The 21630-nt window shown below is 68.3% G+C and carries 18 protein-coding genes and 2 tRNA genes; 19 read left to right on the top strand and 1 reads right to left on the bottom strand.

What is annotated here, in order from left to right; genetic code table 11:
- The first annotated feature begins 342 nt into the window (after window positions 1-342).
- The 4 genes from G7Y49_RS08390 (at window position 343) to G7Y49_RS08375 (ending at window position 3099) form a co-directional block, all read left to right on the top strand.
- A tRNA-Glu gene (locus tag G7Y49_RS08390) sits at window positions 343-417 on the top strand.
- A gap of 174 nt (window positions 418-591) precedes the next feature.
- Window positions 592-990 carry a GtrA family protein gene (locus G7Y49_RS08385; protein WP_165172884.1) on the top strand — a complete coding sequence of 133 codons (399 nt, stop codon included), beginning with the start codon at window positions 592-594 and terminating at the stop codon, window positions 988-990.
- 280 nt (window positions 991-1270) lie between these two features.
- The gene (locus tag G7Y49_RS08380; protein ID WP_206214605.1) at window positions 1271-2491 is read left to right on the top strand and encodes a hypothetical protein; all 1221 of its coding nucleotides are present in this window, start codon (window positions 1271-1273) and stop codon (window positions 2489-2491) included.
- Window positions 2492-2625: 134 nt separating this feature from the next.
- Window positions 2626-3099: a hypothetical protein gene (locus G7Y49_RS08375; protein WP_165172880.1), complete on the top strand. Its 474-nt coding sequence runs from the start codon at window positions 2626-2628 to the stop codon at window positions 3097-3099.
- Between the two features lie 57 nt (window positions 3100-3156).
- On the opposite strand, the gene G7Y49_RS08370 is transcribed toward G7Y49_RS08375, so the two are convergent.
- A tRNA-Arg gene (locus tag G7Y49_RS08370) sits at window positions 3157-3232 on the bottom strand.
- Between the two features lie 368 nt (window positions 3233-3600).
- Between G7Y49_RS08370 and rlmD the strand changes: the two genes are divergently transcribed.
- The 15 genes from rlmD (at window position 3601) to G7Y49_RS08295 (ending at window position 21304) form a co-directional block, all read left to right on the top strand.
- On the top strand, window positions 3601-5040 hold the full coding sequence (rlmD, locus tag G7Y49_RS08365; RefSeq protein WP_255465931.1) for a 23S rRNA (uracil(1939)-C(5))-methyltransferase RlmD: 1440 nt from the start codon (window positions 3601-3603) through the stop codon (window positions 5038-5040).
- 155 nt (window positions 5041-5195) lie between these two features.
- Window positions 5196-5723, top strand: a complete 528-nt coding sequence (locus tag G7Y49_RS08360) for a peptidylprolyl isomerase (RefSeq protein ID WP_165172878.1) — start codon at window positions 5196-5198, stop codon at window positions 5721-5723.
- Window positions 5724-5767: 44 nt separating this feature from the next.
- Window positions 5768-7120, top strand: a complete 1353-nt coding sequence (locus G7Y49_RS08355) for a tetratricopeptide repeat protein (RefSeq protein ID WP_165172876.1) — start codon at window positions 5768-5770, stop codon at window positions 7118-7120.
- Between the two features lie 121 nt (window positions 7121-7241).
- Window positions 7242-7646: a nucleoside-diphosphate kinase gene (gene ndk, locus G7Y49_RS08350; RefSeq protein WP_165172874.1), complete on the top strand. Its 405-nt coding sequence runs from the start codon at window positions 7242-7244 to the stop codon at window positions 7644-7646.
- Window positions 7647-7964: 318 nt separating this feature from the next.
- Window positions 7965-8999, top strand: a complete 1035-nt coding sequence (locus G7Y49_RS08345) for a 4Fe-4S dicluster domain-containing protein (RefSeq protein ID WP_165172872.1) — start codon at window positions 7965-7967, stop codon at window positions 8997-8999.
- The gene (locus G7Y49_RS08340; RefSeq protein ID WP_165172870.1) at window positions 8992-9894 is read left to right on the top strand and encodes an FAD/NAD(P)-binding protein; all 903 of its coding nucleotides are present in this window, start codon (window positions 8992-8994) and stop codon (window positions 9892-9894) included. Before G7Y49_RS08345 ends, G7Y49_RS08340 begins: the two co-directional genes overlap by 8 nt.
- Window positions 9895-10674: an NADH:ubiquinone oxidoreductase gene (locus tag G7Y49_RS08335; protein WP_165172869.1), complete on the top strand. Its 780-nt coding sequence runs from the start codon at window positions 9895-9897 to the stop codon at window positions 10672-10674.
- Between the two features lie 49 nt (window positions 10675-10723).
- Window positions 10724-12022 (top strand): Ni/Fe hydrogenase subunit alpha, encoded by a 1299-nt coding sequence (locus G7Y49_RS08330; RefSeq protein ID WP_165172867.1) that lies wholly within the window; start codon window positions 10724-10726, stop codon window positions 12020-12022.
- Window positions 12023-12266: 244 nt separating this feature from the next.
- Entirely contained in the window at window positions 12267-13322 is a 1056-nt protein-coding gene (locus G7Y49_RS08325) for a rod shape-determining protein (RefSeq protein ID WP_165051415.1), read from the top strand.
- A 16-nt stretch (window positions 13323-13338) separates the two neighbouring features.
- The gene (gene mreC, locus G7Y49_RS08320) at window positions 13339-14307 is read left to right on the top strand and encodes a rod shape-determining protein MreC (RefSeq protein ID WP_165172865.1); all 969 of its coding nucleotides are present in this window, start codon (window positions 13339-13341) and stop codon (window positions 14305-14307) included.
- Window position 14308: 1 nt separating this feature from the next.
- Entirely contained in the window at window positions 14309-14830 is a 522-nt protein-coding gene (gene mreD / locus G7Y49_RS08315; protein ID WP_165172863.1) for a rod shape-determining protein MreD, read from the top strand.
- A 16-nt stretch (window positions 14831-14846) separates the two neighbouring features.
- Complete coding sequence (gene mrdA / locus G7Y49_RS08310; RefSeq protein WP_165172861.1) at window positions 14847-17012, top strand: penicillin-binding protein 2; 2166 nt, start codon at window positions 14847-14849, stop codon at window positions 17010-17012.
- Window positions 17013-17028: 16 nt separating this feature from the next.
- Window positions 17029-18264: a rod shape-determining protein RodA gene (gene rodA / locus G7Y49_RS08305; protein WP_165172859.1), complete on the top strand. Its 1236-nt coding sequence runs from the start codon at window positions 17029-17031 to the stop codon at window positions 18262-18264.
- Complete coding sequence (locus G7Y49_RS08300; protein WP_165172857.1) at window positions 18248-19399, top strand: YcjF family protein; 1152 nt, start codon at window positions 18248-18250, stop codon at window positions 19397-19399. The genes rodA and G7Y49_RS08300 overlap by 17 nt, the downstream gene beginning before the upstream one ends.
- Window positions 19400-19411: 12 nt before the next feature.
- Complete coding sequence (locus tag G7Y49_RS08295) at window positions 19412-21304, top strand: TIGR03960 family B12-binding radical SAM protein (RefSeq protein ID WP_165172855.1); 1893 nt, start codon at window positions 19412-19414, stop codon at window positions 21302-21304.
- Window positions 21305-21630: the final 326 nt, after the last annotated feature.

Here is a 21630-nt window from a genome sequence, read left to right as displayed (position 1 = left end):
GGACCTCGTTGGTCGGGAGCTCCCAGCTGAGGCGCTCCTCAGGCGTTCGCGGTCTCGCCCTTGGCACGGCATCATAGCACGGCTGAGGCGCATGCGCGTATGCGCTCGTTTACATGCTTCTCCGCGAGATGTGCTTGTCCGTTTCGCCTGCTTCTCGCGCCGCGCCTTCCATAGCGCCGGCCGAGTCCGCGCCTGCGCGGCTTCGCGCCCGCGGGCAGCCCGTTTCGCGGCCCGTACGCAGGGTGTTCCCGTTCGCTTTGCGTGAAAAAGTCGCGCGATCGGCTTGCAAGCAAACGCGCTCTCTGGCATACTGGTACAGCTGTTTTCGCGAGAAGACGTTTGGTCCCCATAGTCTAGAGGTCAGGACGCGGCCCTTTCAAGGCTGAGACACGGGTTCGATTCCCGTTGGGGGCACCATGAGAGACGAGGGCCGATGTTCGCATCGGCCTTTTTCGTACACGCTCTCGGGTACGTTCTCATACGCGTCTCCGTGCGCGCTCTTCTCCGCCTTGCGGCGCCTGCGCCTTGCGGGTCGCCGCCGTCGCGCGCGAAAACGGTTGACCCGTTCGCTTGCCGTCAGAGGAGCCGCGCGTGAGAAAGCTCATCGACCAGATAATGAAGTTCGGCGTGGTGGGCGTCATCGCGTTCGTCATCGACTACGGGCTCATGGTGGCCCTGACGGAGCTCTTCGGCGTGAACTACCTCGTGAGCGCCACGATCTCGTTCATCGTGTCGGTGACGTTCAACTACTTCGCGTCCATGCGCTACGTGTTCACGCACAAGGAGGGCATGTCGCGCCGCCGCGAGTTCGTCATCTTCGTGGTGCTGTCGGTGATCGGCCTGCTCATCAACGACGCGCTCATGTGGTTGGGGACGGGCATGCTCGGCATCAGCTACCTCATCACCAAGATCTTCGCCACCGCCGTCGTGATGGTGTGGAACTTCGTGACGAGGAAGAAGTTCCTCGACGCCGGCGACGCGGGGAAGTAAGGCTCGAAGCCCTAGGTTGGCGCACTGCTGTGGTGCATGCTGGTCAGGGGTCGAGATATGTCGGGACGTTCGCCCGTCTTCTTCCTGTCATTCCGCTGTTGAGTTCTGCCTGAAGCCTCACGTGCGCGAGGTTACAGGTGTTCATCGGATGCCTCGTGGCGTGCTTTGCGCCGGCTTGTGACGTCATGATGAGATCACATTCGGGAAACGAGCTATGCGGGTTCTCGCATAGCGGAGCGGCTGCGTTCGCGCAAGCTGCTCGTTCGAGCTTTGTCTGCGGGTGATCATCATGACGAGACGTAAGAAGATTGGCATTGCGATAGTGGCGGCGTTGTGCGGCTGCGTCCTGTTGGCGCCGGCGACGTCCTCTGCCGATGACGAGGTGCTTCCCTCTGCGAATGCGCCTGCTGCCGTCGAGGACGAGGGCGAAGCGGTCGAGACGACGCCGTCGGCCGAGACGACGCCGGCCGAAGGGCCTTGCAGCGTGACCTTGCAATACTACGAGAACGTTGGATACGAGGATCCTGACGTGACACCGGGTGAAGATGGCCGCATTCTCCTCGGCGAGCGCGTCGTCTCAGGGCTGCATGAAGGCGATGTGCTGGACACGTGGGATTACGTCGTGAACATTCCGGGACATTTCTTCTTCGACGCGTGGCCGGCCAAGCTCACGGTCTCGAGTGATCCGGCGAACAACGTCATCAAGCTCTTTTACTTCAAGCTGTGGAACAACCAGTTCACCGTCAACTACTACTTGATGGAAGGCGCCGACCTCACGGCCGATACCTGGGCGGGCGCGCTCGCGCCGGAAGGTGTGGAGTTCATCAAGCTTGGGTCGGAGACGTTCACTGACGTTCGCTATGACAAGCTGGTTGAGGGCGACGCCTACGAATACGAGATTGACGGCACCTACGTCGTCGATGCGTACCCGAGCCAGATTCGCGTAGGGCTCAACCCCGACGAGAACGTCATCAACGTGCTGTACGTGCCGGATTCGATGAGGTTGCCCGACGACGTGCCGATTCCGGACACGATGGCGCCTGAACCCGACGACGCGATAACGCCTGATGACGAAACGCCGCCCTCAGCTCCGCCCTCCTCGTCATCTGCGTCCGGCTCGACGGGCTCGGCTGACGGGGCGTCCCCTGCGCTGCCTCCGGACGCCACGTTGGACGAAGACGAGCTGCACGAGCTTTTGACTGATGATTCCGATTCCCAAGACGTGCAAAACGACTTCCTCGGCACGGACGTCGGCGAAGGGGAGCTTGTCATCACCGACGAGATGCTCGCGAACCCGGTTGACCGGGAGCAGGCCCAGATTACCGTCGAAGCCTATCGGACCGGCTTGAGCCAGGGGTCTGCTTTGGCTGCAACTGGCGATGAGGCTGTCGGGCGGCTCGCTGTCGCTCTTGCGATCGCAGTCGCGGCCGCTGCCGTCTCGGGGTGTGCGATCGTACTCGTCGCTCGTCGTCGCAACAACGACGATAAAACCGATTCATGACGCGGGCTTTCTCCCAGCTCATTCTTCCATGAATCCTCTGCGCTCATTGCGTCGGAGATGTTGCTGGCGACAGAATGGCCGAACCGGCAAAGTCTGACGCGGGCGGCGCTCCTTCTTGGGAGGAGTGGTCGCCTATGATGGAGAAAGCTCTTTTCACCATGGCTGCTATAGCGGCTGTTGGAGAGTTTGTTCTTGACGTGTGGAAGGAATGCAGATCGCGAGCGGATGACGAAGGGAAGAGCGGTCGCCTCTCGTTGAGCGCGAAAAGGGCGTTTCGGCAGAAGATTCTGCCGAAATGGACGATGCGGGCGCGAAGCCCTGAGCACCGACAATGCCCTATTTCCATCCACGACTCTGGGAAGCTGGATGGAAAATGCCCGTTATCGGCGATTCGAGCCCCGAAAACCACCGACAACGGCGCTTTGGCATCCACTTTTCTCGAAAAAGCACCGATAACGGCCTTGTTTCATCCAGAATCGCTTGAGGGGTGGATGAAAAAACGTCGTTGTCGGTGGTTGGGCTGCAGGCACGCTCTTCTAGGGGCGCACCTCCTCTCCATTGGGCTGCAGACGCGCTCTTCCAGAGGCGCACCCCTTCTCCATAATTGAGGGGTGAAAAGCGAGCAGGTCAGCGCGCTTTCTTGCGGCTGACCTGCGGAAATGACCTGGTGCCCTCGACTGGATTCGAACCAGCGGCACCTTGCTCCGGAGGCAAGTGCTCTATCCCCTGAGCTACGAGGGCGGGGAGTCGCTTGTGCTGAGGCACGGGGACAACAAAGCCGTCTCATCCGCGGCGCCTCGCGAGCGAACCTGACCATATTACCAAATGCGCGGTGCGCTGCAAGCGAGAAACCCCGTTCGCCAAAATAAGGATAAACCGGGCGCACGCCGAAGGGGCGCCAGGCCACCGCGCGGGTTTGTTTCTGCGGAGTTGCGGTGCTTTGGGCGGGAGTCGTCGGGAAGCCTTAAAATGGTCGGGGCAACGAGACGGCTTGCCAGCATGGCAGCTGACGGCGCGATGGTCTGCCGATGCGCCGTCGTGCCAGCGCGGCGGTTTGATTACGCGATGATCCGCCGAAAAGGCGGTTTACAGGTTGAGGGGGAGCGTTCATGGACGAGAGCCAGGGTATGCGCGAGGCGGCTGGCAGCAAGACAGCAGCTGGCAAGACAGCGGCCAACGAAGCAACAGCCAACGAAGCAACAGCCAGCGAAGCGGCAGCTGGCGCGGCGGCGCGCGAGGTGGTGCGGATCGAGCGCATGAGCTACGGCTCGGCGGCGGTGGGGCGCCTGGCGAGCGGCAAGACCGTGTTCGTGGAGGGCGCCGCCCCGCAGGAGACCGTCGAGGTCCAGGTCACCGAGGAGAAGCCCTCCTTCGCCCGCGCCCGCATGACGCGCGTGCTCGAGCCGGCGCAGACGCGCGAGCTCCGGCCCGCCTGCGCGCGCGGCTGCGGGGGCTGCCCGTGGGCGCACCTCACCTACGCCGCGCAGCTCGAGGCCAAGCGCGCCTGCGTCGTCGACGCGCTCGTGCGCACAGCCCACATGGACGCCGCGCGCGCCGAGGAGCTCGTGGGGGAGTGCGCGCCGAGCAAGCGCCAGTGGGGCTACCGCAACAAGCTCGAGTTCGCCTGCGGCACCGACGCGGCGGGCCGCCTCACGCTGGGGTTCTTCCGCGAGGGCACGCACGACTTGGTGTCGGTCGACGCCTGCCCGCTCGCCGTCCGCTTCATCGAGCGCGCGCCGAAGGCCCTGCGCGGAGCGCTGCGCTACCTGCAGGGCTCGCAGGACCTGGGCATCTTCCGCGTGGGGGTGCGCGCGAGCCTGCGCACGAAGAGCACCGAGATCGCGCTGTGGACGCCGCCGAGCGCGTTCCCGCGCGCCGCGGTCGCCAAGACCCTGAAGGACGCCGTCAAGGCCACGTCGGTGGTGCGCGTGCTCGCCGAGCCGGGGTGCGCGCGCAAGGTGAAGAAGGTGGAGGTGCTCGACGGGCGCGGCCTGTGGGAGGAGAGCGTGTGCGACGCGCGCTTCCTCACGAGCGCGCCGTCGTTCTTCCAGGTGAACACCGCCCAGGCCGAGAAGCTCGTGAGGCTCGTCATGGAGGGGCTCGAGGTTTCCCCGGGCATGTACGTGGCCGACCTGTACGCGGGCGGCGGCACGTTCTCCATCCCGCTCGCGCAGGCGGGCGCCGACGTGGTGGCCGTCGAGGTGGCGGGCTCGTCCGTGCGCGACCTGCGCCGCAACGCGGACGCGAACAAGGTGTTCGTGGAGGCCGTCTGCGGCGACACCGCGCGCGAGCTGCCCGATCTCGGCGAGCTCGACGCGCTCGTGGTGGACCCGCCGCGCGCGGGGCTCGCCCGCGGCGTGGTGGACTCGATCGCGGCCGCGGGCCCCGCGCGCGTGGCGTACGTGAGCTGCGACCCCCAGACCTGGGCGCGCGACGTCGCGCTCTTCGAGCAGCGCGGCTACCGCCTCGTGAGGGCCACCCCCGTCGACCTCTTCCCGCAGACCTACCACGTGGAGACCGCGAGCATCCTCGCACGTGAAGATTGCTAGGTTTTTGCCCGTCGGGCCTTCATTGTTGGTAGAATTTCAGATCGTATGTGATTAGTTCTAATGGCGCATGCGCGCGACGGCGGGCCCCGGGCGGGTTCGCGGCGGGTCCCGGCGGACCTGGGCGCGCGGGCGCCGCTGACGGAAGAGGAAACGCTATGGCACTCTACACCCCCGCGTACCAGCCCACCGGCGACGAGATCGCGGTGCTCACCACGTCGAAGGGCACCATCCGCGTGCAGCTGGCCGGCAAGGACGCCCCCATCCACGTGGGCAACTTCGTCGAGCTCGCGCAGAAGGGCTTCTACGACAACCTCAAGTTCCACCGCTACGTGCCGGGCTTCGTCATCCAGGGCGGCTGCCCCACCACGCGCGACCTCACGTCCGAGCAGGTGATCAACGAGGGCTCGCGCCGCGGCTGCGGCACCGGCAACCCGGGCTACTCCATCAAGGAGGAGTTCACCACCAACCCGCACAACGAGCACAACGACGGCACGCTGGCCATGGCCCGCTCGTCCAACCCCAACTCCGCGGGCTCGCAGTTCTACTTCTGCCTGGGCGCCCAGCCCATGCTCGACGACGGCTACACGGTGTTCGGCCAGACCGTCGAGGGCATGGACGTCATCGGCAAGCTGCGCGTGGGCGACGTCATCGAGTCCGTCGTGATCGAGAACGCAGCCGAGTAGGACGCCTCCTCTTCGGCACAGTCAACTAAGATCAGAGGAACAAAGTGAACAACGAGCTATTCAATCGAGCCAACGCCCAGTACCAGCAGCGTGACTTCCAAGGCGCGCTCATCGGGTTCACCGACTGCCTGCAGGACGCCAGCGCCCCGCTCGCTCCCGGCGAGATGGGCCTTCTGTACCACCGCATCGGCAACTGCCTGGTGAAGCTGAAGAACCCCGCCGAGGCCATCCAAGCCTACACGCAGGCCACGGCCGACGCGGCCTACGGCGCGCTCGGCACGGTGGAGTGCAACCTCGGCATGGCGTACGCCTCGCTGCGCGACTACGAGAACGCGGTGGGCCGCTTCGAGGCCGCGGTGGCCGACGACGGCTACGACACGCCGTTCAAGGCGTACATGGGCATGGGCAACGCTCTGATGAAGCTCGGCAAGAGCGCCGAGGCGGGCGTGGCCTTCCGCGAGGCCGCGCTCGACGAGGCCAACCCCGATCCCACGCGCGCGCTGCTGAACCTGGGCGTGTGCTTCATGGCGCTCAACCGCCCCGCCGACGCGGTGGCCTCCTACGAGAGCGCGCTGCAGTTCGACATGGCTCCCGACACGCGCAACAAGCTGCTCGCGAGCCTCGGCCAGGCGCACGTGGCCTGCGGCCAGATGGAGAAGGCCGTCGAGGCGTTCGAGGGCGCCATCGCCGACAAGACCTACTTCCTGTCCGACTCCGCGAGCGTCGACTACCAGCGCGCGGTAGGTGCGGTGGCCCAGGGCACCTCCGAGCTGACGCAGGTGCTCGACCTGGCCGACATCTCGGGCCTCGACGTGTCGGCTGACGGCGACCCCCTCTACGAGGACGACTACGCCGCCGACCCCTTCTACTACGACGAGGGGTACGACCAGAACGCGGGCGCCTACCCGGGCTACGTCGGCGCCTACCAGGGCGACGAGGACCGCTTCTTCAACGCCTCCGAGGAGGAGCTCGAGCAGTGGTCGCGCGGCCTGGCCAAGCAGGACCGCAAGCGCCGCAACGTGGGGCTCAAGATCCTCGTTGCGCTCATCGTGGTGATCGTGCTGGCGTTCGCCGGCGCGGTGTTCGCCTACAGCCAGGGCTACGGCTTCCCCACGCAGGAGACCGTGGCCAAGCAGCTGTTCGCCGACCCCGAGGCGGCCAAGGCGAGCCTGTTCGCGAACATGGACGAGGTCGACATCGACTCCATGCTCGACCCGGTGGTGACCGACGCGGACGCCACCGTCGACGGCGTGAACCGCTCCATGAGCGACTCGGAGGTGTTCGTCACGGCCTCCACCGAGCAGGGCGGCGACGTGACGTACCGCCTGAGCATGGTGCGCGACATGATCGGCTGGAAGATCTCCAACGTGGAGCTGTACTTCCCCAGCCAGAACTAGGAAGACGCGGCGGCTGCGGGCCGCCGCGCTTGACTTCGAGCATCGGCGGCGCCCCGGGCGGGCCCTGCGCCCCTCCGCGCGCGTCGCCAGCTAATAGAGAGACGAGATCGAAAGGAAACCCATGGCAATCCAGAAGACCTACTCCATGATCAAGCCGGACGGCGTGCGCAACGGCCACATCGGCGAGATCGTCAACCGCTTCGAGCGCGCCGGCCTCACCGTCGAGCGCATGGAGCTCGGCATGGTCACCCCCGAGCAGGCGAAGGCCAACTACGCCGAGCACGAGGGCAAGCCGTTCTACGAGGGCCTCATCGCCTACATCACCTCCGGTCCGGTTGTGAAGATGGTCATCTCCGGCGAGGGCGCCGTCGCCAAGTGCCGCTCCCTCATGGGCGCCACCAACCCGGCTGAGGCTGCCCCCGGCACCATCCGCGGCGACTTCGGCCTGATCATGGACGAGAACGTGATCCACGGCTCCGACAGCCCCGAGTCCGCCGAGCGCGAGATCGGCATCTTCTTCGCGTAGGAAGTTTCGCTTGCCCTGACGGGACAAGCGAACCGCTTGACGCTGCGAGGCCCTGACGCACCCACCCTTGCCGCTCCAAGCGCAGCTCACGTACGAAGTACGCTTCGCTGCGCTTTCACGGCAATGGCGGGCGCCTCAGGGCCTCTCGCTGTCTTCAAGCGGCCATCGGACGTGACCTTGCCGGTGGCGATCAGGTCTCTTTCGAGGCGTCGGCCTTTTCGTTTTGGCCGCTAGGCAGAATGTTGCGGGCCGTGAGCAGGCGCGGGGTTTATCATGGGGTCACGCGACAACCCCAAGACGAGACAAGGACACGCGCGTATGCTCTATCGAGTCATCGATGCGAGCGAGCTTCCCTCGCTGGTGTCGGCTTTCATGGAGACGTATGAGGTGGTGGCGCCTGTGCGCAGCGGGCGCAGCTATGCCTTCGAGGTTATCGAGTCGTTCGACGACATCGTGCTCGACTACCCGACCACCATCACGTCGCTCAAGAAGTACTACCTTCCCCCGCGTGAGACGCTGTTCGAGTTCGACAAGGACGGCAACGAGGTGCGCGACTTCGAGATGCGCGTCAAGCCGCGCGTGCTCTTCGGCGCGCACGCCTGCGACATCAACGCGCTGAACTGCCTGAACAGCGTGTTCGAGGACGCGCGCTACCCCGACCCCTACTACGAGGCGCACAAGGCGGCCACCATGGTGGTGGGCGTGAGCTGCATGCCGTCTGAGGGCTGCTTCTGCCATCTGCTCGACTCCGACGAGGCGCGCAACGGCTACGACCTGTTCCTGCAGGACATCGGGGACCGCTACCTGGTGTCCATCGGCAGCGTCGAGGCGGCCAACATCCTCGAGAGCGCGTGCAGCCCGCGCGAGGCCACCGACGAGGACCGCATCGCGTTCCGCCAGGCCACGCGCCGCCGCCAGGCCGCGTTCAACCCCGAGATCCCCGACATCCAGGAGATCCCCATGCTCATGGACGCCTTCCACTCCGACCCGTTCTGGGAGGAGCTCGGAGGGCGGTGCCTCTCGTGCACGGCGTGCTCGAGCGTGTGCCCGACGTGCTACTGCTTCGACATCTGCGACACGCTCGACCCCGACGGCAAGTCCGGGCGGCGCGAGCGCGTGTGGGACGCCTGCACGAGCCCGCAGTTCGCGCAGGTGGCCGGCGGGTACAACTTCCGCGCCGACGGGCGCAACCGCGTGCGCCACCGCATGTACCACAAGCTCAACGGCTTTCTGTCCGCTCACGACCGCAACCTCTGCGTGGGCTGCGGGCGCTGCGTGTACGCCTGCAAGGCCGACATCTCGCCCATCGAGGTGCTGAGGTTCTTCGAGCGAAAGGGGGCCGAGAATGCCTAGGAGCACCAGCGTGGTCGTGCGCCCCTTCCGCGACTCAGGCGCGCCGCAGACCGGCGCCGAGATGATGCGCGCGAACCCGTACCGCCCGTGGCCGGCGCGCATCACGAGCATCACCGAGCTCACCGCCACCGAGAAGCTCTTCGAGTTCCGCCTCGTGGACGAGCGCATCCGCAACGCGTTCCACCACGAGCCCGGGCAGTTCGTGGAGGTGTCCATCTTCGGCGTGGGCGAGGCGCCCATCTCCATCACGAGCTCGCCGTCGAAGAGCGGCTTCATCGAGCTGTGCGTGCGCCGCGCCGGCACGTTCACCGAGCGGCTGCACCAGATGCAGTGCGGCGACATCGTGGGCATCCGCGGGCCCTACGGGCGCCCGTTTCCCTTCGAGCAGATGAAGGGGCACGACATCCTGCTCGTGGCGGGCGGCCTCGGCATCGCGCCTCTGCGCTCGCTCATCAACAACATCCACGACGAGCGCTCCGAGTTCGGGCGCGTCACCATCATCTACGGGTCGAAGAGCCCCTCCGAGGTGATGTTCCGCAGCCAGTTCGAGATGTGGCGCCACCGCAAGGACTTCGACCTGTATCTGACGGTCGACCATCCCGACGAGACGTGGGACGGCGAGGTGGGCCTGGTCACCAAGCCCTTCGAGCACCTTGAGATCGACGCGTCGAGCACGTACGGCGCGGTGTGCGGGCCTCCGGTCATGTACAAGTTCGTGGTCGAGGAGATGCGCAAGAAGGGCATCAGCTACGACCACATCTACATGAGCTTCGAGCGGCACATGAAGTGCGGCATGGGCAAGTGCGGCCACTGCCAGATCGGGCACCAGTACTGCTGCATCGACGGGCCCGTGTTCAACTACTGGGAAGCCAAGAACATTCAGGGGTCGATGTAAATGCAGAACTTGACGAACAGCGCCGAGGGGGCGCGCATGCCGCGCGTGGTATTCGTGGGGCTTGCGAGCTGCTTCGGCTGCCAGATCAACATCACGAACGCCGAGGCCCACCTCGTCGACGTGCTCGGGCAGATCGACCTGCGCTACTGGCAGCTCACGCACTCCGAGCCCATGCCGGAGGAGTTTGACGTGGCCGTCGTCGAGGGCGCCGTCACCACCGAGGAGGCCGTGGGCACGCTGCTCGAGGTGCGCCGCCGCGCGTCGGCGGTCATCAGCATCGGCGCGTGCGCCGCCACGGCGGGCATCCCCGGCATGGCAGCGGAGGGCTACCTGACGCGCCCCGTGCAGGTGTACGGCGAGCACGTCCCCGAGGCGTGCGGCACCATGTGCGCGCCGCGCCCGGTGAGCTCGGTGATCGACGTCGACTTCGAGGTGGCGTGCTGCCCGGTCGACCCTCTCGAGTTCGTGCGTGTGCTCCAGCAGGCGCTCTACGGCTCGAACAGCTTCCGCCGCACTTCGACGCTGTGCGGCGAGTGCAAGCGCAACGAGCGCGGCTGCTTCTACGGCCGCGAGACGCTGTGCCTGGGGATGGTGACGCGCTCTGGCTGCGGCGCGCGCTGCCCGAACCTGGGGCGCCCCTGCAACGGGTGCGCGGGCCTCTCGCCGGACGCGAACGTGCCCGGCGCGCGGCGCGTCTGCGAGCGCTCGGGCGTGCCGGTGGCGCGCTTCGACGAGGCGCTCGAGATGTTCAACCAGACAAACCCCGCCATTTCCGCCTAGCTGCCAGCTGCGCACGTCAGCTGCCGCACGAGTGAAGGACGTTTGAGCTATGAGCAAAACCGCCATATCCGTGGATCACGTCGCCCGCATCGAGGGGCACGGCGACATCCGCCTGGTCATCGAGAACGGCGAGGTCACCTCGTGCGAGCTCGCCGTGGTGGAGCCCGCGCGCCTGTTCGAGAGCATGGTGCGCGGCCGCTACTTCGAGGAGGTGCCCTACATCGCCTCGCGCGTGTGCGGCATCTGCTCGTCGAGCCACGTGGTCACCGACCTGCGCGCCATCGAGCAGGCCTTCGGCGTCGAGGTGTCCGACCGCACGCGCGCGCTGCGCGAGCTTCTGGTGTACGGGAGCTACCTGCAGAACCACGCGACGCACCTGTTCGTGTTCGCCGCGCCCGACTTCCTGGGCCACAAGAGCGTGTTCCCGCTGGCCGACGCCAACCCGGAGCTGTTCGACGACGCGCTCTCGCTGAAGGCGCTCGGCAACGAGCTGTGCACGAAGGTAGGCGGGCGCTCCATCCACCCCATCACGGCGGTGGTGGGCGGCTTCACGCACGAGATCTCGTCTGACGAGTACCTCGAGCTGGCCGAGAAGCTCGAGGCCGCGCAGCCCTTCGCGCTGGCCGCGGTCGACCTGTTCAACGACTTCGACGTGATCGACGTGCAGACCGAGGGCGACATGCTCGCCATGGTGGCGCCGGGCGCCTACCCGGTGATCGACTCCGACACGGCGCGCTTCGTGCGCAGCGGCGTGGAGTTCGACGCCGCCCGCGTGGACGAGGCCATCGAGGAGTACGCGGTGGGCCACTCGGCGGCGTTCTGCGCGCGCGTGCGCGCGACGGGCGCGCCCTACATGACGGCGGCGCTCGCGCGCATCAACGCCTCGTGGAGCGAGCTGTCCCGCACGGCCCGCTTCGCGGCGGCCAAGGCGGGGCTGCGCCCGCCCGAGTACAACCCGTTCGCCAACAACGTGGCGCAGGCGGTCGAGATCGTGGACGCGCTCGAGCGGTGCGCGGCGCTGTGCCGGCGCCTGGCCGAGCCGGCGGGCGCGGCGTTCGCGGGCTCGAGCGAGCCGGCGGCGTTCGAGGTGCGCGCGGGCCGCGGCGTCGGGTTCACGGAGGCCCCGCGCGGCGCGCTGTTCCACGAGCTCGAGCTCGACGACGACGGGCGCGTCCTGCGCGCGAGCATCATGACGCCCACGGCGCAGAACATCGCGAACCTCGAGGCCGACATGCGCCAGCTCGCCGGGAAGCTCGTCTCGGCCGGGGAGTCGCAGGAGGTCATCCAGCTCGAGGTGGAGAAGCTCGTGCGCGCCTACGACCCCTGCCTGAGCTGCAGCGTCCACTAGGGAGGCGCGAGCGCGCCGCTGGTTGCGCCTGCGGCAGGCCGCGGCGCTGAGCTGGCGGGGCGCCTTCGGGCGCGCGAGCGGAACGCGTCGTGCGAGGCGCTCTCGGGCGCGCATGCGGCCTGCGTCGCGCATGCGCCGCGCGCGTGCGCGAGGATTGTTCCCCCTGTGGATTTTCACCTGCGGTTGAGGGGCTATGATAGAATTTTAGTCTATCTGTACGACCCAATCAGAAGGGTAATTTCGCATGTCCTTCTTAGACGCGTTCTCGAGTCTGACCGGTCAGATGTCCGCCGACATGGCCATCGACCTCGGCACTGCCAACACGCTTGTCGCCATCACGGGCGAGGGCATCGTCATCAACGAGCCCTCGGTCGTCGCCATAGAGAAGAGCACGCACCGCGTGCTCGCCGTGGGCCATGAGGCCAAGAACATGATAAACCACACGCCCGACGCGTTCTCGGCGGAGCATCCGCTGAAGGACGGCGTGATCGCCGACTACGACGTCACGGAGGCCATGCTCTCCGCGTTCATCAACAAGGCGTCCGAGCGCAAGTACCCCTGGCAGCCCAAGCCCCGCATCGTCATCTGCATCCCGTGCGGCGCCACCTCGGTGGAGAAGCGCGCGGTGTTCGAGGCGGCCATCCAGGCCGGCGCGCGCCAGGCCTACCTCATCGAGGAGCCCATGGCGGCCGCGATGGGCGCTGACCTGCCCGTCACCGAGCCGACGGGCTCGATGGTCGTCGACATCGGCGGCGGCACCACGGAGGTGGCCGTCATCTCGCTCGGCGGCATCGTCACCTCCAGCTCGCTGCGCCTGGCGGGCAACCGCCTCGACGAGGCCATCGCCATGCACCTGCGCGACCTGCTCGGCATCAAGATCGGCGAGCGCACGGCCGAGATCATCAAGATCAAGATCGGCTCCATCCTGCCGTTCGAGGACGGGCGCGAGCGCGACATGATCATCTCGGGCCAGGACGTCTACACCGAGCAGCCCAAGGAGGTCACCATCCAGTCGGAGGACGTGCGCGCGGCCCTGCAGGCGCCCATCGAGGAGATGGTCATCCACATCAAGGACACGTTCAAGACCACCAACCCCGACCTGGCCTCGGACATCATCCAGAACGGCATCCTGCTCACGGGCGGCGGCGGCCTGCTGTCGGGCCTCGACCGCTACCTCACCGACAAGCTCGAGATCCCCGTGTGGGTGTCCGAGACGGCGCTCACCAACGTGGTGTCGGGCTGCCTGAAGGTGCTCGAGACGCCCACGGCGCTGCGCCAGACGCTCATGCGCTCCAAATAGGGCTCCGCGTCTCCGCATGGCGTTGAACTTCCAAGACAGAGGATCGGCATCCGCCACGCGGGTGCTTCTCGTCGTGCTCGTGGTCGTCTCCGTCGCGTGCATGACGATCTACGCGCGCGAAGGCGCCGGCGGGCCCCTGCACGCGGTGCAGAGCGCGTTCGCGGGAGTCGCCGCGCCGTTCAAGGCGGCGGGCACGGCGGTCGGCGCGGCGGGGGAGGGCGCCGCTGAGGCGGTGGCCGACGCCACGGCCTCCGAGGAGACGCTCACGGCCCTGCGCGAGCGCAACGCCGAGCTCACCGAGCTCGTCACGCAGGCCGAGGAGTACCGCCTCGAGGCGGAGCGCCTGAGCGGCCTGCTCGAGCTCAAGAGCAAGTACCAGGTCGACGGCGTGTCGGGGCGCGTGATCGGGCGCTCCACCGACGCGTGGAACCAGCGCGTGACCATCGACGTGGGCACGTCCGACGGCGTGGAGCCGGGCCTCACCGTGATGGGGCCCGCGGGCGTGGTCGGCCAGGTGGTGTCGGCGAGCCCGGGTTCCGCCGAGGTGCGCCTGCTCACCGACCCGCAGTCGGGCGCGGCCGCCGTGGTGCAGTCCTCGCGCGCCGAGGGCGTGGTGCGCGGCTCTTTGGCGGGCCTGCTGTATTTGGAGAACGTCGACGCCGACGTGACGCTCTCCGTGGGCGACGTGGTGCTCACGAGCGGTCTGGGCGGGAGCTACACGCGCGGCCTGCTCATCGGCACCATCGTGCGCGTGGACGGCAACGCCAACGACGGCACGCGGCGCGTGATCGTGTCGCCGAACGAGCAGGCCACCTCCTTCGAGGAGGTCATCGTGGTGAAGAGCGCCGCAGCCGACAGCGCGAGCGGCGGCTCGGGCAGCTCGGGCAGCGACGCGGGCAGCGGTTCGGGCGGCAACGCTTCGAGCAGCTCCAGCTCTGCCGGCTCTGCCAGCTCGGCGGCCGGCAACGGGGGAGGTGGGCAGTAGCATGGACAACGGCGAGCGCATAGCCACGGGCGTAGGCGCGGTCATAGCCGTGCTCCTGCAGGTCGTCGTGGCGCCCCACATCGCGCTGTTCGCGGCGGTGCCGAACTTCATGCTGGCCTACGCGCTCGTGGTCGCCGTGACGCGCGCGCAGTCGTGCGGGCTCGTCATGCCGTTCGTGCTCGGCCTCCTGTTCGACCTCATCGGCGGCGGCCCGGTGGGGGCGTGCGCGCTTCTTCTCGTTCTGGCAACGTTTCTGCTCTCCCGCGCCTCGGCGCTCGTGGACAACGGCACCCTGTTCATGCCGCTTGCGATGCTGCTCGCCTCGTCGCTCGCGGTCGAGCTGCTCTACGGCGTGCTGCTCATGGTGTGCGGCATGGACGTGAGCCCGCTTCAGGCGCTCGTCTACCGCGGCTTGCCGTGCGCGCTCTACGACGCCGTCGTCGGGCTCGTCATGTTCCCGCTCGTCATGCGCTTCATTGCCCGTCGCGGCACCCAGCAGCCCAAAACGCCCACGATACTCTAGCGAGGAGGTGCGCGGAATGCTCACAGCCATCATCGCGGCCGTCATCGCCGCGCTCGTCGTCATCGCCGTCGTCATCGCCGTGCTCGTGGTGCGCTCCAACAACGCCGCGCCGAAGGCGGGCTCGGGCAAGCAGGTAGCTCAGCTCGACACCGTCGGCGTGGGCTCGTCTCCCTTCGAGAAGCAGTCGAGCGCGAAGTCCGCGCTCGCGGGCGAGGTGCACGTGCCCACTGACGCCGCCGCCGCGAAGAAGCCGAGCGACTCGCTCTCGAGCCGCTTCGCGGGCCTCGGCGTGCTCTCCGCCGGCATCTTCGTCGCGCTCGCCACGCGCCTGTGGGGCATGCAGGTCATGTCGGGCGAGCAGTACGCCTCCGACGCCGACGAGAACCTCTACGCCACCGTGTCGACCCCCGCGCCGCGCGGGTGCGTCTACGACGCCACGGGGGTGGCGCTCGTGACCAACCGCGCGAGCCAGACGGTTTTGGCCGACCCCGACGTGATCAGCGACAACGACGTGGTGCGTCGCCTGTCGGCCGTGCTCGGCCTGCCCGCGAACATCGTGCGCAAGCGCATCAGCGACACGGCGGCGGGCGCGCAGAGCCAGCGCGTGGTGGCGGAAGACGTGCGCCTGCGCGACGTGGCCTTCATCTCCGAGCACGCCGACGCCTTCCCCGGCGTGTCGGTGGAGTCGCGCACGGTGCGCGAGTACCCCTTCGGCGCCCTGTGCGCGCATGCGCTCGGCTACACCGGCGCGCCGACCGAGGACCTGCTCAAGACGCCCGTCGACGGACGCACCATCAAGGCCACCGACACCGTGGGCCTGTCGGGCGTCGAGGCGTACTACGACAACGTGCTCTCGGGCGACCACGGCCAACGCAAGGTGATGGTGGACGCGAAGGGCAACGTGGCGGACGTCGTGAGCGAGACGCAGCCCTCGAAGGGCTCGGACGTGTACCTCTCCATCAACGCGGCGGCCCAGTACATGGCCGACTCGCTCCTGGCCTCTACCATCGCGCCCAAGGGCGACATCGGCACGGGCGAGGGCGTGGCCGGCTCGGTGGTGGCCATGGACGTGCGCGACGGCTCGGTCATGGTGATGGCGAACTACCCCACGTTCGACCCGGCGAACTTCACCGGCGGCATCTCGCAGGACATCTGGGACCTCTACACCACCGAGGAGTCGCACTCGCCGCTCACCAACCGCGCCGTGGCCGGGCAGTACGCGGCCGCGTCGACCTACAAGGCGTTCACCTCCATGGCTGGTCTGCACTACGGGTTCGCCACGAAGGACAGCACCTGGGCGTGCGGCGGCTCGTGGGACGGCTTCGGCTCGGGCGACGTGCAGAAGTGCTGGCTGCATGCCGGGCATGGCACGCTCGACCTGCACGGAGGCGTCGTGAACTCGTGCGACGTGGTGTTCTACGAGATCGCGAAGGCGTTCTACGACCACGGCCCGAGCGGCACGGACGAGCTGTCCGAGACGGCGCTCCAGGACTACCTGGCCAAGTACAACTTCGGCAAGACCACCGGCGTCGACCTCGACGGCGAGCTCGCGGGACGCATCCCCACGCCGGAGTGGAAGGCCGAGCAGTGGCGCAACGTGCCCTCCGAGGCGGTGTGGCGCGGCGGCGACTACACCAACATGATCATCGGCCAAGGCGACGTGCTCGTCACGCCGCTGCAGCTGGCCTGCGCCTACGGCGGCATCGCCACGGGCAAGATCATGCGCCCGCACCTGCTGAAGGAGGTGCGCAACGCCCAGGGCGACGCCGTGGTGAAAGCGCTGGCGGAGGTGGTCTCCGAGCCTGACGTGAACGAGGAGCACCTGGCCTACGTGCGCGATGCGCTGCGCGGGGTGATCACCGACAACGCAGGCCCGGCGCGCCTGTTCGGAGCGCAGGGCCTCGAGGCTGCGGGCAAGTCGGGCACGGCCGAGCACACCGACCGCCCCGACGACGCGTGGTTCGCGGCGTACGCGCCCTACGACGACCCGCACTACGTGGTCACCTGCATCGTCGAGCAGGGCGGCTCCGGCTCCAGCACCGCGGCTCCCATCGTGGCGGCGGTGCTCGGCACGCTCATGCGCGCCGAGGCGGGCGAGCCCGGCGAGGTCAAGCGCGTGGCCGGCTCGACGGGCAAGTCCGTCGCGGTGAAGTTCACCGGCAGCACGGGCCGCACGGACTAGGGAAGGGAGGCAGACCATGGCACGGCTTCCCCAGATCGACGCGCTGCGCATGCCTGACGTGAAGCGCTCCTCCGCCGCCCGCCCGCAGGCGGGGATCTTGCGGTGGGTGAACGTCCCCTTCGTGGCAATCGTCGCGGTGCTCGTCACGTTCGGCCTCGTCATCTGCTGGTCGGCGGTGGAGACCGACGTCGACTACAGCTTCACCAAGCAGCTCGCCGGCGTGGCGGCGGGGCTCGTCCTCATGGCGCTCGTGTGGCGCTTCGACTACCGCCGGCTCGCGAACATGACCACGGCCTTCCTCGTGGTGAACGTGGTGCTCATCCTCTCGCCGCACCTGCCGGTGATCGGCGTGACCACCATGGGCGCCACCTCGTGGATCAACATCGGCATGCAGGTGCAGCCCGGCGAGTTCGCGAAGGTCACGGTGGTGCTGTTCGCGGCGAGCCTCGTGGCGCGCTACGGCGGCACGCTCGACGACGCGCGCGAGTACGTGAAGGTGCTCGGCCTGCTCGCCATCCCGTTTCTGTGCATCATGACCCAGCCTGACCTGGGCACGGGGCTCGTGTACCTGTTCATCTCGGGCACGGTGCTCGTGATGGGCGGGGCCAAGCGGAAGTACCTGCTCATCACGCTGGCGGCCGGCATCGCGGCGGTGGCCTGCGTGTTCGCCGTCGACGAGCTGCTGAAGTACCAGACCGACTCGGGCGCGTGGGAGTACCGCCTGCTCAAGCAGTACCAGCGCAACCGCCTGCTCGTGTTCCTCGACCAGGACGGCACGAGCATGACCGACGAGGGCTACAACCTCGCGCAGGCCAAGATCGCCATCGGCTCGGGCGGGCTCTTCGGCAAGGGGCTTCTGAGCGGCAGCCAGTCGACCATGGGCTTCCTGCCCGAGGCTCCCACCGACTTCATCTTCTGCGTGCTCGCGGAGGAGACGGGCTTCGTGGGCGCGATGGCCCTGCTCGCCCTCTACGTCGCGCTCATTCTGGTAAGCTTGTCCATAGCGAGGAACTGCGACAACCTGTTCGGCATGCTGGTGGTGTGCGCCATCGTGGGCATGTGGCTGTTCCAGATATTGGAGAACGTGGGCATGTGCTGCGGGCTCATGCCCATCACGGGCATCCCGCTGCCGTTCGTGAGCTACGGCTCGTCGTTCATGGTGGTGAACTTTGTGATGCTGGGGCTCATCGGCTCGGTGTGGTCCCATGAGAGCGCCCTCGGGAAGGGAGGCAACTATGCAACTGCCCGTTGACATTCCCGCCGTGATCAAGGCGGCGACTGACATCGAGACGACCGCGAAGACGCCGCTGGCGGTGTCGGTCCTCATCGACGACGAGGCCCCGGGCGACGTGGTGGGGCATGTGCGCTCAGCGTTCGCGAGCGCGGGGCGGCACACGCGCGTGACCATCAGCTACCTCGACGAGCGCCCCGTGGTGCCCTACGAGGCCGACGACATGGCGGTCATCGTGGCGGGCACCTCCGACTTCATAGGGGCGCAGGCCGCGCGCCTGCGCGAGGCGGGCATCCCCGTGATGGTGGCGACCACCATGCCGGACCTCGTGCGCGACATGGCCGAGGCGTTCGGCACGCCGATCCCCGAGGGCGACATCGTGTCGCCCGTGCGCGCGTCGTCGCGCGCCGGCGAGGCGGCGGGCAAGCTGGCCGCGCGCGTGGGGCTGCGCGCCGCGGGCGCGGGCGAGGGTGCCGGGGGATCCGCAGGCGCTGCGGGCCCGGAGGCTGCGAGCGCAGGCGCCGAGGGCTCGGAGACGGCCGCTGCCGCGGAGCCCTACGAGCTCGACGAGGAGGCCGCCTCTGCGCTCGACCGCCGCATGGGCGAGTGGATCATCGCGGCGTGCTCCCCGAAGAAGCTCGCCTTCGCGCTGGCCTTCCCCTTCGTGCGCCGCCCGCTGTCCATCGACGCGGTGAACGCCACGGCGCTGCAGAACGGCGCGGTGGGCCTCGTGCTCATCATCCCCGGCGCCGACATGCCCGTCATGACGCTCAACCAGGCCAAGATGCTGCTGCAGATCGCCGCGGCCTACGGCTGCCCCCTCAACGGCGAGCGCATCAAGGAGCTCGCCGCCGTGGTGGGCGGCGCGTTCCTCTGCCGCAACGTGGCGCGCAGCGTGGCCGGCGCCGTCCCCGTGCTCGGCTGGGCCGTGCGCGCGGGCGTGGGGTACGCGGGCACGGTCGCCATGGGGCGCGCGGCCATCGAGTACTTCGAGGCCGGCGGCGACATCGTGGGCTTCGCGAGCGTGGTGCAGAAGGCGCGCGACGAGGCCGTCGACATGGCCAGCGCCGCTGCCGCCACGCCGGCGGGGCAGCGCACGCTTGCGGTGGCGAAGGACGCGGCCCAGGCGGCGTTCGCCCGCCTGCGCGCGAAGTAGCGAAGGGGTCCCATGCTCAGAACCGATCTGTGGCCGCGCCTCGAGCCTCTGCTCGCGCGCGTCGAGCGCCCGGCGCGCTACCTGAACCACGAGTGGGGCTGCACCTACAAGCAGGGCGCCGACTTCGCCTTCTGCATGGTGTACCCCGACACCTACGAGCTCGGGCAGGCGAACCAGGCCGTGCGCATCCTCGTGAACGCGGTGAACGCCACCGAGCACCTCATGGCCGAGCGCGCGTTCCTGCCTGCGGTCGACCTCATCGGGATCATGCGCGAGGAGGGCCTGCCGCTGTTCTCCCTCGAGAGCTGCGCGCCGCTCGCCGAGTTCGACGTGATCGGCATCACGCTGCCCCACGAGCTCGCCGCCACCAACGTGCTCGAGGTGATCGACCTCGCGGGCCTGCCCGTGCGCGCGACGAACCGCGCCGAGGACGACCCCCTCGTGTTCGGCGGCGGCCCCTGCGCCTACAACCCCGAGCCCTACGCGCCGTTCTTCGACGTGATCTCGGTGGGCGAGGGCGAGGAGGCGGTCCCCGAGCTTCTGCTGCTCGCGCGCGAGCTGCGCGTCGCCGGCGCCACGCGCGCCGAGATCCTGCACGCTCTCGCGCAGGTCCCCGGCACCTACGTGCCGTCGCTGTACCGCTGGCGGAGCGAGGAGGAGGCGCAGGCGGCGGGCAGCTGGGTCGAGCCCGTCGAGCCGGGCGTGCCCGCGCGCGTCGACAAGCGCGTGTTCGCCGGCTTCTCCGCCTCGAGCGCGTGGGAGCCCACGGTGGTGCCCTACACCGAGGTGGTGCACGACCGCCTCAACGTGGAGGTGCTGCGCGGCTGCGCGCGCGGGTGCCGCTTCTGCCAGGCGGGGATGATGTACCGCCCCGTGCGCGAGCGGCCGGCTGACGACATCGTGGACGCGGTGGTGCGCGGCCTCGACGAGACGGGGTACGACGAGGTGAGCCTGACCTCGCTCTCCTCGACCGACCACTCGCAGATCGCCGACATCCTCACGCGCGTCAACGCGGCGTGCGCGGGACGCGGCATCCGCGTGTCGGTGCCCTCGCAGCGCCTCGACTCGTTCGGCGTGGAGATGGCGGGGCTCGTGGCCGGGCAGAAGAAGGGCGGCCTCACGTTCGCGCCCGAGGCGGGCACGCAGCGCCTGCGCGACGTAATCAACAAGAACGTCACCGAGGAGGACCTCTTCGGCGCCATCGACGCCGCCTTCGCGGCGGGCTGGCGGCGCTGCAAGCTCTACTTCATGATCGGGCTGCCCACCGAGACCGACGACGACATCAAGGGGATCGCGAGCCTGGCCAGCCGCGCGTACGACCGCGCGAAGGCCGCCGTGCCGCCCGAGCAGCGCGGCAGCGTGCGCGTGAGCGTGTCGTGCGCGGTGTTCGTGCCGAAGGCGCAGACGCCGTTCCAGTGGGACGGGCAGATCTCGCCTGAGGAGACGCTGCGGCGCGTGGGCATCCTCAAGCGCTCGGTGAAGTACAAGGCCGTCGACGTGCGCTACCACGACCCTGAGACGAGCTTCGTGGAGGCGGTCATGAGCCGCGGCGGGCGCGAGGTGGCCGACCTGGTGGAGGGCGCGTGGCGGCGCGGCGCGCGCTTCGACGCGTGGACGGAGCTCTTCTGCGAGCAGGCGTGGCGTGACGCGGCCGATGAGCTGGGGCTCGACCCCGAGCACGTCGCGCAGGCCGCCTTTGACCCGAGCTACGTGATGCCCTGGGCGCACATCTCGTGCGGCGTGTCGACGCGCTTCCTGGCGCTCGAGCGCAAGCGCGCGGAGCGCGGCCAGACCACGCCCGACTGCACCTTCGAGAAGTGCACCGGCTGCGGCGCCTGCCAGGCGGTGGGTGTCGAAAACGAGCTCGCCGCCCCCCGCGTAGCCCTCGGCGTCGGGGAGCGGTAGGGCTTTCGCAGCGACATATGCCGAGCTGATGACAGGCGGCTTGCGACACAACGTCGCAGGCCGCCTGTCTTTTCCCCTCATGTCATCTTGGGCGAACGGAGCGAGCCGAAGGATCTAGGCGCGCCAGTGGGCCGCCTTTCATCCGCGTCATCCTATATAACATGGAGTCGCCTTCCCGGGCGTATCATGCAGGGAAGGCGGGGCCCCGCCCCCGGCTGACACGGTGTCATCCCGGCTGCGCGTCGCGCATGCCCTAGCTCAGGCTTGTCGCCGGCTCGGGCGGGGCCCCTCGCAGACCCGCGCAGGCGGGTCGGGGCGGTGACCTC

The organism is Adlercreutzia sp. ZJ242, from assembly GCF_011038995.1.
Lineage (GTDB): Bacteria > Actinomycetota > Coriobacteriia > Coriobacteriales > Eggerthellaceae > CAAEEV01.
The sequence above is the reverse complement of the archived record's forward strand: the minus strand, read 5'-3'. Positions and strand labels throughout refer to the sequence as shown.

Bases quoted from the DNA above. Each gene is read 5' to 3' on its own strand.
- G7Y49_RS08375 (WP_165172880.1), top strand. From the start codon at position 2,626: ATGATGGAGAAAGCTCTTTTCACCATGGCTGCTATAGCGGCTGTTGGA.
- rlmD (WP_255465931.1), top strand. From the start codon at position 3,601: ATGGACGAGAGCCAGGGTATGCGCGAGGCGGCTGGCAGCAAGACAGCA.
- G7Y49_RS08360 (WP_165172878.1), top strand. From the start codon at position 5,196: ATGGCACTCTACACCCCCGCGTACCAGCCCACCGGCGACGAGATCGCG.
- ndk (WP_165172874.1), top strand. From the start codon at position 7,242: ATGGCAATCCAGAAGACCTACTCCATGATCAAGCCGGACGGCGTGCGC.
- G7Y49_RS08345 (WP_165172872.1), top strand. From the start codon at position 7,965: ATGCTCTATCGAGTCATCGATGCGAGCGAGCTTCCCTCGCTGGTGTCG.
- G7Y49_RS08340 (WP_165172870.1), top strand. From the start codon at position 8,992: ATGCCTAGGAGCACCAGCGTGGTCGTGCGCCCCTTCCGCGACTCAGGC.
- G7Y49_RS08335 (WP_165172869.1), top strand. From the start codon at position 9,895: ATGCAGAACTTGACGAACAGCGCCGAGGGGGCGCGCATGCCGCGCGTG.
- G7Y49_RS08330 (WP_165172867.1), top strand. From the start codon at position 10,724: ATGAGCAAAACCGCCATATCCGTGGATCACGTCGCCCGCATCGAGGGG.
- G7Y49_RS08325 (WP_165051415.1), top strand. From the start codon at position 12,267: ATGTCCTTCTTAGACGCGTTCTCGAGTCTGACCGGTCAGATGTCCGCC.
- mreC (WP_165172865.1), top strand. From the start codon at position 13,339: ATGGCGTTGAACTTCCAAGACAGAGGATCGGCATCCGCCACGCGGGTG.
- mreD (WP_165172863.1), top strand. From the start codon at position 14,309: ATGGACAACGGCGAGCGCATAGCCACGGGCGTAGGCGCGGTCATAGCC.
- mrdA (WP_165172861.1), top strand. From the start codon at position 14,847: ATGCTCACAGCCATCATCGCGGCCGTCATCGCCGCGCTCGTCGTCATC.
- rodA (WP_165172859.1), top strand. From the start codon at position 17,029: ATGGCACGGCTTCCCCAGATCGACGCGCTGCGCATGCCTGACGTGAAG.
- G7Y49_RS08300 (WP_165172857.1), top strand. From the start codon at position 18,248: ATGCAACTGCCCGTTGACATTCCCGCCGTGATCAAGGCGGCGACTGAC.
- G7Y49_RS08295 (WP_165172855.1), top strand. From the start codon at position 19,412: ATGCTCAGAACCGATCTGTGGCCGCGCCTCGAGCCTCTGCTCGCGCGC.